Annotated in this window: 7 protein-coding genes; 4 read left to right on the forward strand and 3 right to left on the reverse strand. The window is 70.0% G+C overall.

Annotated features, from left to right (window positions below; genetic code table 11):
• Positions 1–409 precede the first annotated feature (409 nt).
• From VGJ14_18570 to VGJ14_18580, 3 genes are all read left to right on the forward strand, one after another.
• On the forward strand, positions 410–1,396 hold the full coding sequence (locus VGJ14_18570) for a YihY/virulence factor BrkB family protein (GenBank protein HEY2834433.1): 987 nt from the start codon (positions 410–412) through the stop codon (positions 1,394–1,396).
• 64 nt (positions 1,397–1,460) lie between these two features.
• Entirely contained in the window at positions 1,461–3,143 is a 1,683-nt protein-coding gene (locus VGJ14_18575; protein ID HEY2834434.1) for a molybdopterin-dependent oxidoreductase, read from the forward strand.
• A gap of 107 nt (positions 3,144–3,250) precedes the next feature.
• A complete protein-coding gene (locus VGJ14_18580; protein HEY2834435.1) occupies positions 3,251–4,441 on the forward strand; it encodes an alpha/beta hydrolase-fold protein in 1,191 nt (396 codons plus the stop codon).
• A 72-nt stretch (positions 4,442–4,513) separates the two neighbouring features.
• Here VGJ14_18580 and VGJ14_18585 read toward each other — a convergent pair whose 3' ends face one another.
• The 3 genes from VGJ14_18585 to VGJ14_18595 all read right to left on the reverse strand — a co-directional run bounded on the left by VGJ14_18585 (position 4,514) and on the right by VGJ14_18595 (position 9,074).
• Positions 4,514–5,893 (reverse strand): alpha/beta hydrolase-fold protein, encoded by a 1,380-nt coding sequence (locus VGJ14_18585; protein HEY2834436.1) that lies wholly within the window; start codon positions 5,891–5,893, stop codon positions 4,514–4,516.
• Positions 5,877–7,673: a phosphatidylglycerol lysyltransferase domain-containing protein gene (locus tag VGJ14_18590; GenBank protein ID HEY2834437.1), complete on the reverse strand. Its 1,797-nt coding sequence runs from the start codon at positions 7,671–7,673 to the stop codon at positions 5,877–5,879. Before VGJ14_18590 ends, VGJ14_18585 begins: the two co-directional genes overlap by 17 nt.
• A gap of 234 nt (positions 7,674–7,907) precedes the next feature.
• Positions 7,908–9,074: a helix-turn-helix transcriptional regulator gene (locus VGJ14_18595; protein ID HEY2834438.1), complete on the reverse strand. Its 1,167-nt coding sequence runs from the start codon at positions 9,072–9,074 to the stop codon at positions 7,908–7,910.
• Between the two features lie 181 nt (positions 9,075–9,255).
• Here VGJ14_18595 and VGJ14_18600 point away from each other — a divergent pair.
• Positions 9,256–10,636, forward strand: a 1,381-nt coding sequence (locus tag VGJ14_18600; protein HEY2834439.1) for an NAD(P)/FAD-dependent oxidoreductase, incomplete at its 3' end; no start/stop codon positions are given.

Consider the following 10,636-nt stretch of genomic DNA (forward strand, 5'->3'; position numbering starts at 1 on the left):
CCGGCCGCGCAGGTCGTCGCTGTCGATGGAGTCGAACCCGGTGTACTGGTAGCGGTTGACGATCCGCTCCCGCACGTGCAGCGGGTTGTCGTCCTGCTTCATCTGCTCGTTGGCGTTGAGCGGCTCGCGCTGGCCCAACGCCCACTGGCCATTGATCGGCATGGTTCCTCACAACAAAGGAGGGGCACCGTGCGACCGGTCAGAGGAGCGAGCGGCCGCGACCGGGCACCCGCGAACGAACTGGGGGTGGGGCGGTCAGCAGCCGCGACACGACATCGTCGAGACCCGGCCGAGGTCGATGTGACGACGCTCGACCAAGGCGATCCCGACGGCGGTCATGCACCCAGCATACCGCGCGGCGTGGCTGGAGAAAACCTTCACAAGCCCGGCAGCCGGCTACCGTAGGGGTATGGCAGGCCGCGGAGGCGGGTTTTCGGGCCGGTTGCGCGCCGCGCTGCGCCACCTGCGCTGGTTGGCCGCGACCACCTTCCGTATTTGTCTCAAGCACCGGGTCACCGGGCTGGCCGCGGAGATCGGGTTCTTCGCGCTGCTCTCCCTGCCGCCGCTGGTGCTGGGGCTGGCGGGCACTTTGGGCTACTTCGCGGACGTCATCGGCCCGGACACCGTCGAGCACTTCCGCTCCTCGATCATCGACCTGGCCCGGCACGCGCTGTCCGACCAAACGGTGGCCGACACGATCGTGCCCACGCTCAACGACGTGCTGAACGGCGGCCGGTTCGACATCGTCTCGGTCGGCTTCCTGCTGTCGTTGTGGTCCGGATCACGCGCGCTGAACGTCACCATCGACACCATCGCGATCATGTACGGCCTGGGCGGACACCGCGGCATCATCGCCACCCGCATGCTCTCCTTCTCCCTCTACATCGTCAGCCTGGTGGTCGGGGTGGTGCTGCTGCCCCTGGTGCTCGGTGGGCCCGAGCTGCTCTCCCTCACGCTGCCGCACAACGTGCATTGGGTGGTGGCGTTCTATTGGCCGGTGGTGTCGGTGCTCTCGGTGGCCTCGTTGACCACGCTGTTCTGGATCGCCGTGCCCGTGCCGAACTCCTGGGCGCGCGGCATACCGGGCTCCTCGCTGGCCCTGGGCGGCGCACTGTTGGGCAGCTACGGGGTGCGGCTGATCATCAACTGGTCGGTGGGCGGCACCTCGATCTACGGCCCGCTGGCCGCCCCCATCGTGGTGCTGATCTGGCTCTACGCCCTGGCCATCGTGATGCTCATCGGCGCGGCGTTCAACGCGGCCGTCGACCGCCGTTGGCCACAGCGCCTCGACGATTTCACCCTGGACGGCACCCCCACCACGACCACCGGCCAGGTCGTCCCGCTGGTCTTCGACCGCGACGGCACCCAACCCCCCGACTTCCGCCGCGCCCGTTGATCGTTCGCGGATCGTCAGGTTTTCCGCATCGCTTCTGCGCTGTTCGTTTGTCAGGCTGGTCGACATGAGTCGTACGCGGCTGCTGGGCGTGGTGTCCGGCCTGTTCGTTGCCGGGGTCGGGCTGGCCGTGGCCGAGGGGGTGGCGTCGGTCATCGGCGGGCCGTCCCCGGTGGTGGCGGTGGGGACCTGGGCCATCGACTCCTCGCCGCAGGGCCTCACCGAGTGGGCCATCCGCAACTTCCGGGCAAACGACAAGAAGGTGCTGGTCACCGGGGTGCTGTGCACCGTGGTGGTGCTCGGGGCGGTGGCCGGTGCCATCGGGGTGCGGGCCAAGCGCTTCGCCGTTGGGTTGACCGCGGCGGTCGGCGCCGTCGGCGTGCTGGCGGTATCCACCGTGCGCGGTGTGCACGACAACCCGGTGGTGCGGGTCAGCCCCGCGTTGGCCGCCTTCGCGGTGAGCACCGCGGGAATGTGGTGGCTGCTCAACTCGCTGCCGACACCGGTCCGGACGGCGGCCGCGGCAAGTGCACCGCCGCCCGCGCCGCCCGCGGCCGGGCCGTTGCGCTCCTCGGGGCTGCTGGTCCGCGAACGCGTGGCACCACCCGCGCCGGCCGGCGAGAGCCCGCGCAGTACTGGTCCTGTGCGGCCGGCAGTGGTCATCCCGGGCGGGCGGCGCGCGCCCGGAATGGATCGACGTGATTTCGTGCGCGGCGCCGTCGCCCTCGGCGCGGTCGGCACCGTAGGGCTCACCGCGTGGCGGTGGGGCGGGTCGAACACCGACGTCGGTCCGGCGCCGAGTTTCGCGCTGCCCGGGCCGGCCAGTCCCGCCGCCTCGGTCAGCGGGGCAGATTTCGGCATTCCCGGACTCAGCCCGTACTTCACCGCGAACAGCGACTTCTACCGGGTGGACACCTCGATCGTCGTCCCGCAGGTGAGTGCCTCGACGTGGCAGCTGAAGATCACCGGGATGGTCGACAACCCGATCACCATCGGTTATGCGGATCTGTTGCGCGGCCGACTCATCGAGCGCGACGTCACCCTCACCTGTGTGTCCAACGAGGTCGGCGGCGACCTGATCGGCAATGCTCGCTGGCTCGGCGTCGCGGTCCGCGACGTGCTGCGCTCGGCGGGCGTGCGCCCCGGCGCGGACGCGGTGAAGTCCACCTCGATCGACGGTTGGACCGCGGGCACCCCGCTGTCCGCGCTCACCGACCCCAGCCGCGACGCGATGTTCGCCATCGGCATGAACGGCGCTGCGCTGCCCGCCGAGCACGGCTACCCGGTGCGCATGGTGGTCCCCGGCCTCTACGGCTTCGTCTCCGCGACCAAGTGGGTCACCCATCTCGAGGTCACCCGCTTCGCCGACTTCGAGGCGTACTGGACCAAACGCGGCTGGTCCGCGCAGGCCCCGATCAAGACCGAGTCCCGACTGGAGCTGCCCGTCCGGTACGGGCAGATCGCAACCGGCCCGACCACCATCGCCGGGGTGGCCTGGGCGCAGCACCGCGGAATCAGCAAGGTCGAGGTGCAGGTCGACGAGGACCCCTGGCGCACCGCCACGCTCGCCCCGTGGAGCAACCCCGACACCTGGCGGCAATGGCGCCTGGACTGGAACGCACCGAAGGGCACGCACAACCTGGCCGTACGGGCCACCGACGCCAGCGGCGCCGTGCAAGTGGTGCAGAACACCTCCCCGGTCCCGGACGGTGCCACCGGGTACGACGGCGGACCGATATCCATCCGCTGACCTGCGGTTTGTCCGGTTTTACCGTCCGCTTCTGCGGCCTGCATACCCTCGTGAATCACAGGCCGAACCGTCGTGCTCGAGGCGAGGCAGAGCAGGAGTAAAGCGCGGTGAGACTGACCGGGACGGCGATGCTGATCATCGCCGTGATGGCTGCCTTTGTATCCCCGGTGGCCTGCGTGTGGTGCTGGTCCCGGGTGCGTGGTCCGCGCGGCGTTCGTGCCGGTTCTCGGATGGCGTTGTTCGCGGCCTGCCAGATCTCCACCACGGCGCTGGTCGGGGTGCTGGTCAACGATTACGGCCAGTTCTACTCGACGTGGGGCGACCTGCTGGGCACCACGTCGACGGCCCCGGTCATGAACAGTGCCGCCCACTTCGGCGCGGCCGTGCGCACTCCGGCCACCAACGCCCAGAAGGTCGCGTTGACCCAACTCGGCGGTCAGCCCGACATCCCCGCCGGTGCCGCGGACTGGAAGACGCTGTCCTGGTCCAAGCGCGCGCAGTGGGTGGACCGCGGCGCGATCGTGAACACCACGGTGGCCGGCGCGGGCTCGGCGTTGTCCGAGCAGGCGCTGGTCTACCTACCGCCGGCCTACTTCCGTAGCGGCGCGGCGGCCCGTCGATTGCCGTTGGTCGAGGTGCTCACCGGCTATCCCGGAGTGCCGGCGAATCTGATCAGCCGCATGCGTTACCCGGACCGCCTGCTCTCCGCTATTCAGGCGGGTCAGGCGCAGAACATGATCCTGGTGATGCTGCGCCCGGCGCCGACGTTCCCGTGGGACACCGAGTGCTCGGACGTGCCCGGCGGCCCGCAGGCGTTGCATTTCTTCACCGACGCGGTGCCCGCGTCGGTCTCCCGGCAGTTCGGCGTGCATCCCAGCGCCTACGCGGCCATCGGTGACTCCACCGGCGGGTACTGCGCCGCGAAGATCGCCATGACCGACCCCAGCCGGTTCGTGGCCGCGGTCTCGCTGTCCGGCTACTTCAAGCCCGCCACCGACGCCACCACCCGGGGCATTTTCGCCAACCGGCAGGCCTTCCGCGACGAGAACGATCTGGAGTGGCGGCTGCAGCACCTGGCCGCGCCGGACATTTCGTTGCTCATCGCCACCGCGCGCGACGAGGGCGGTGACGACGGCTACCAAATGGCGTTGCGTTTGCTGCAGGACGTGAAGGCACCCATGTCGGCCGACGAACTGGTGTTGGACCATGGCGGCCACAACTTCCGCACCTGGGGCCGCGAGATTCCCTACGCGATGCGCTGGCTCAGCGACCGCTTCGCGGAGGGCAAGCGCAGCTGAGGAACTGCGCACCGCAGACCCGGGCGCCCGCCGCGGAACCACCCCGGCGGGCGTCCGTTACCAACGAGGAGCTCAGTTGCCCTCGGCCTGCTGTTGCGGGTCGGTGGCCGCCTCCGCGGACTGCGGATAGATCGTCGAATTGGGCGGGGGCGCCGTGTGCCCGCTGCGGCTGTGCGGCAGGTGCCGGGACAGCCAGGACAACGCGTAGGGCATGTCGCCGTTGAATGAAGCGAAGTCGTGGCCGCCGTGGTCGAGCACCAGTTCCTGCGCGACCATCGGGGAGCGGATCATCTCGTACCACTCCTGCACGACCGGGTAGCCGTCGTCCTTGTGCTGGTAGTCGTCGCGACCCGTGGTCAGCAGTAGCGAGATGGACGGGATCTTCAGGTTGTCCATACGCCACTGCAGGTCGTTGTGCTCGCGCAGTTTGGTGTCGTCGAACATGCCCCGGGTGGTCTTGTCGACGGCCGGGTGGAAGTACCCGGACATGACGACCGCGGCGGGGAATTCCTTGTGGTCCACCATCGCGATCTTCGCCGCGCAGTACCCCCCGGTGGAGTCACCGAGCACGAACTGCGGCGCGTCGTGCAGACCGAACCGGTCGCGCACCGCGGCCGGCACGTCCTTGGCGTAGAAGGTCAATGCCCGTGGACCGTTCGGCACGTCGGTGCACTCGGTGTCCCAGGCCCCGGTGACGCCGGGCCGGGTCATCACCACGGCCATCGGTGCTACCTGGCCGGAGTTGATTCCGGCCAGCATGGCATCCGGGAGGTGCATCTGCGCGATCAGGTTTTCGGTGCGCCCCGGGTAGCCGGTGAACGCCTCCAGGATCGGTAGCGTGCGCTGGGGTCCATCGGCCGCGAAGTACTGCGGTGGCAGATAGACGTAGGTCAGTTCCGACAGGTTCGACGCGCCACCGCCGAGCCGGGCCAGCACCACGGCGCCCTTGGTCGCCCACTCGTTCGGCTTGGACCAGGTCAAGGTCCGCCAGGTGCTGCCGTCCGGTGCTGTGCTCAGTTCGGATTTCAGCCGGAAATCCTTATGGGCGATGGCATTCGCGGTATCGGCGGGCGTCGGCGCGTCCGGATCGGGCTTGCCGTTGACGGTCTGCTGCGCGGCCGCGGTGATCGGCGCGGCCTGGGCCGCCGGTGACACCTCCGCATTGGCCGGCTTCTTCTTGTGGTGCGCGTGATGGCTTCCGGTCAGGCCGAACGCGCCCTTGACGAACCCGTCGGCCTCCGACCAGTTGGACACGAATCCTGCGTAGTCGTTCATCGCGACGAACGCGAAGGCCAACGCCAGTGTCTCGCCGACCACGAGCAGGGCCATGCGTCCGGAGATCCGGCGCCAACGGCGCGCCCCGAAACGGTCCCAGAGCAGCACCGCGGCCACCGGGGTGGACAGTGCCAGCAGCGCGGAGAGGACCAGGATGGCCTTACCGGTCAGCGGCACTGCTTGCCCCCGTGCTGGTTGTGGTTATCTCCCGCGCCTTGGCGGGTTTCCCGTCGCCGGGCAGTACCAAGAACGCCTCGGCGCGCAGCGACGCGATCGCCACGCTCGGCAGTTCCAGCGCGCCCGGGTAGCACATGTAGCGCGGCACCCATTGCGGCTCGAACTTCGCGTTGAACCGGTACAGCTGTTCGATCTGCCACCACCGCGAACCGGCCACCAGAACCTTGCGGTAGCTCTTCGCGATCGGTCCGGCACCCAGCTGCTCCCCGCGCTCCAACGCGGCCCGCAGGAACGCGAAGTTCAGCGACGCACGCCGCACCCCGAGTTCCTGACCGCGCGTCAGCACCGCCACAATCAGCGCTTCGTTCACACCGTTTTCCGCGGCCGGATCGCGTCGCATGACGTCCAGCGAGAGCCCGTGCTTTCCCCACGGCACGAAGTGCAGCATCGCGCGCAGCTTGCCCTCGCCGTCGTGCGCGGTGGCCAGCAGGCCGGCCGCCTCGCGCGGGTCGCCCAACCGCCCCAGGGCCATGGAGAAACCGCGCTCGATCGCGCCCTGCCGCCAGCGGGTGGCCGCGGCCTTGAGCTCTGCCCACTCGCCCGCGTCGATGTCGCCGCAGCGGCGCAGCTGCATCGTGTACCCGGCCCGGTCGATGCGCCCGACGGCCTGGCGGACCCCGCGCATGGAGCGACCCTGGAGGCTGAACTCGGCCAGTTCGACCACGGCCTCGTCGCCGAGTTCCATGACATCCAGGCCGTACCGCGACCAGGTGGTGGCCCCGCGCGTGGAGCAGCCCATCACCGCGGGCACCCAGGCGGCCCGGGCACACTCGCCGAGGAACATCTCGATGGCGCCCGGCCAGGCCTCCGGGTCGCCCAGGGGGTCCCCCGCGCACAGGGCGACGCCGCCGACCACGCGGAAGGTGACCGCGGCCTTGCCGGACGGGGACACGATCAGCTGACGGTCGTCCCGGGTGGCGAACCAGGCGAGCGAGTCGGCCTCACCGTGGGCCCGCAAGAGCGCGTTCAGCGCGCCGTTCTGGGCTGCGGTGCGGGCCACCGGCCCGGCCGGCCGGACCAGCAGCACGCCCACCGCGGCGACCAGCGTGATGGCGCCGAGACCGGCCAGCACTGCGGAGACGGTGTGCGCGGTGACGTCGTCACCGAAGTGCAGCGGTCCGCGTACGCCGGCAAAGCCGAGCAGCACGTGGCGCAGCCTGGTCAGGCCGTGCGGGTCGCCCTCCAGGGTGTCCTCGTTGGTGCGCACCAACAGCAGGCCGACGGCGATGTCGACCGCGAACAGCCCGGCCAGCACCATCACCCGGACCCGTGCGGGTGGCACTGCGGTCGCGGCGCGGAACTGGCTGCGGGAGGCGAACAGCGCGACCAACAGCAGCGCGCACAACGAGGCCTCCTCGACGTCGAGGCCCTTGATCACATGCAGCACCCCGGCCACCGCGGCCAGCACCACGGCGGCCACCCAGGCCTTGCGCTGGCGACGACGCAACCCGAAGGAGAGCAACATCAGCGCGATGCCCACCGCCGCCGTGGTACCCGCCGCGGTGCTCGGCACGGCAGAGCCGAACAAATCACTGACCACCCGCAGGCGACCGGCGAACGGAGGGACGGCGGCAGAACACACCGACACCACACCGGCCGCGAAGCTCAACCAGGCGGCAGTACGGGGTGCCAGCTCACCGCGGCGGCGCAGCGCCTCGATCCAACGCTGGCCCGGCCGGTGCGGCTGGGTGGAAACGGCGGGAGCAGGACGACGTGGCACTGGGGGGAGTACCTCTGTGTCGGTCTGCGCACCGCGGGGTTGGCGACTCAATCCGGCTCCAACTGGCGGGCCCGGTTTGTGCCGGGGGGAGGTGGATGCGCTAACCGTTCGACGTTAGGCGGCGCAGGTAAGCGAACAAGGGGAAAACGGGGCCAACCCGGCACGTCTTGCCGTCCGCTAACCACGTTCTGGCCCTCGCGGCCACGTTGTCGAGACAGGTCGGTGATGCGCCGGTCAGATCGCGGCGCCGGCGCCGAGGTGCAGCACGACGGCCTGAGCCCGATTGGTCACGCCGAGCTTGCGGAACACGTGCTTGACGTGAGATTTCACGGTGCCCTCGGTGATCACCAACCGATGCGCGATCTCCCGGTTGGTGGCGCCCCGGGCCATCAGCGTGAGCACGTCCTGCTCCCGGCGGGTCAGCGGCGTGCGCGCGGGCAGGCGTCCGGTCCGGACCGGGCGGGCCTGCGCAGCGCCGTCCGGCACGACAGCTTCGACCGGCGGCGGTGCCAGACCGAGGTCGGTCGTGGTCAGGTCCTCCACCGTCGCCTCGGCAGCGCGCGCCAGTCGGCGCACCGCGTCACGTTGCGCCGCCAAGCGGTCCAGCAGGGCGCCGCGCTCCAACGCCTGACCCAGGCCCTTGCCGAACACGGACAACGCGTCGCGGTCGGTCACGTCCAGCCGTCGGCCGCTGAAGTAGGTGTCGCCGTGCAGCGTGGCGACCACGGTGCCACCGACCACCACCGGGACGCTGACGAAGCCGTCGGTGCCCAGTTCGGCGACCGTCGGGCCGGTCACCCGCGGGTCCTGCAGCGGTGCGGTGACCAGGGCGGCGGCCCGGCGGCGGATCATCTCCATCTCGTAGCGCATCGCGCTCAGCTCGATCGGCCGGGCGTGTTCGAGCACCTGGGCGGCCCAGTCCGCGTGCCCGACGAAGTAAGTGACCTCGGGGATGAGCTGCGCCTGGTCCAACCGGAAGATCATCACGCGGTCCAGTTCGCAGATACGCGCGGCGTGTTCGGCCGCGCGCTGCAATATCCGCCCGACGTCGGTCTCGCCGGGTGCGGCGGCGAACAACTCCGGGACCTCGGCCAGCGCCAGCAGACGACGACGGGCCCGTTGCTCGGCCTGGTCGTGCCGGAGGGCGGCCAGCCCGGCCAGCACTTCGGCGTATCGCACGCACTCCGACTTTGATGCCGGGTGCTCGCGCATCCGCTCCAGCACGCTCGTGCCCAGCTGCGCCAGATACTCGTCCAGCGCGGCCGGGTTCGTTGCGTCGATCTGCGGCAGGGCGTCGGGCAGTGCGGCAAGTAGATCGGACAACCGACGTTCCACCTCGGCGGCGGCACGGCGACGGGCAGCCGGATGGTCCGCGCGTCCGGCGGCCAACTCGATCGGCACGTGGCCCTCCGATGGGAGGTAGAAGCACAGGAAATATACCTCTGGGCTGCCCCTTCTGGGGCGGATGGATGCCACGGAAATACCTCTTTTGGGGGAGGAGAAACCGCCCACAGAAGGATGAGGTGGAGGCCCGTTGCTTCTTACGGTGAGCTACCTGTCCGCGTCCCGCAGGAGGCCCCTGGTGTCCGAGGAATCGCCGTGCCCCGAAACCGTCGACGTGGTGGTGATGGGCGGTCGGATCGGTGGCAGCGCCGCGGCCATCGCCTTCGCCCGGGCCGGGCGGAAGGTGGTGGTGCTGGACAGCGCCGCGTTCCCGTCGGACACCATCTCCACCCACGTGATGTTCGCCGGCGGCCTGGCCGAACTGCAGCGCCTCGGCGCGCTGGACCGGGTGCTCGCCGCGGACGCGCCGAGGTGCCCGAACGTCGCGCTCATCGCCGAGGGCGTGCACGTGCAGGGCACCTACACGCCGGTCGACGGCATCGACTTCGGCCTGAACACCCGCCGCCCCGAATTGGACATGGCGCTGGTGACCACCGCGCGCGCGAGCGGGGCCGAGGTGCGCGAGCGGTGTCGGGTCAACGGGTTGGTGTGGAAGGGCAACCGGGTGGCCGGGCTCACCTACACCGACCCCGAGGGCGGCGAGCGCACCATCCTGGCGAAGTTGGTGGTCGGTGCGGACGGCCGCGACTCGACCTTCGCCGAGTGGGTGGGCTCGCCCCGGTACAAGGCGCTACCCAACGGTCGTGGGCTGGCCTTCCACTACATGACCGATTCCGAGGCGGGCTCCCAGCACTTCCCGCGGCGTGACGCCATCTGCCAGTGGCGCAACGGGGAGATCAACAGTTTCGTGTTCCCGGTCAACAACAACGCCATCACCGCCCTGCTGATGCCGGCGGTGGAGATCGTCGACCGTTGCCGTCGGGACCCGGAGGAGTGGGACCGCGTGGTTGCCGCGCAGCCGGAGATGGCCGCTCGGCTGACCGGGACGGTCAAAGAGATCAAGATGCGCGGCGCCACCGATACCGAGGGCTACTTCCGCACCTCCTCTGGTCCCGGCTGGGCGCTGTGCGGTGACGCGGGCAGCTTCAAGGACCCGGTCATCGCGCAGGGCATTCGCGACGGGCTGTGGTCCGGGCGGACGTTGGGCGAGACCGTAGCTGCGCACCTGGACGACCCGGCAACGTTGGACGCGGCAACCCGCCGTTACGAGCAGCTGCGCGATAAGGAGGTGCTCGCCACCTACTACTGGGGTCACAAGCACTCCCGCGTCTCCACGGTCAGTGCGGTGGAGATGGAGTTCTACCGGCAGGGCGAGCACGATCCGCAGATCGGCCGCGATCTGGCGGACACCTTCTCCCGCCAGGTCAGCCCGTACAAGTTGGTGAGCGTGCGGCGTGAAGTCGCCTGGACGGTGCGGGCGCTACGTCGGCCCGGCGCCGACCGCCGCGAGATCGTCACGTGGGTTGCCGGTGAGCTCAAGCTTGACCTGGCGTATGTCCTCGACCGGGTCATGCTCAAGGCCGGCCGGCGACCCAAGGGCACGGCTACCAAGCGCTGGG

The sequence above is a fragment of the Sporichthyaceae bacterium genome, from assembly GCA_036493475.1.
In the GTDB taxonomy this organism is placed as follows: domain Bacteria; phylum Actinomycetota; class Actinomycetes; order Sporichthyales; family Sporichthyaceae; genus DASQPJ01.

Bases quoted from the DNA above. Each gene is read 5' to 3' on its own strand.
- VGJ14_18570 (HEY2834433.1), top strand. From the start codon at position 410: ATGGCAGGCCGCGGAGGCGGGTTTTCGGGCCGGTTGCGCGCCGCGCTG.
- VGJ14_18575 (HEY2834434.1), top strand. From the start codon at position 1,461: ATGAGTCGTACGCGGCTGCTGGGCGTGGTGTCCGGCCTGTTCGTTGCC.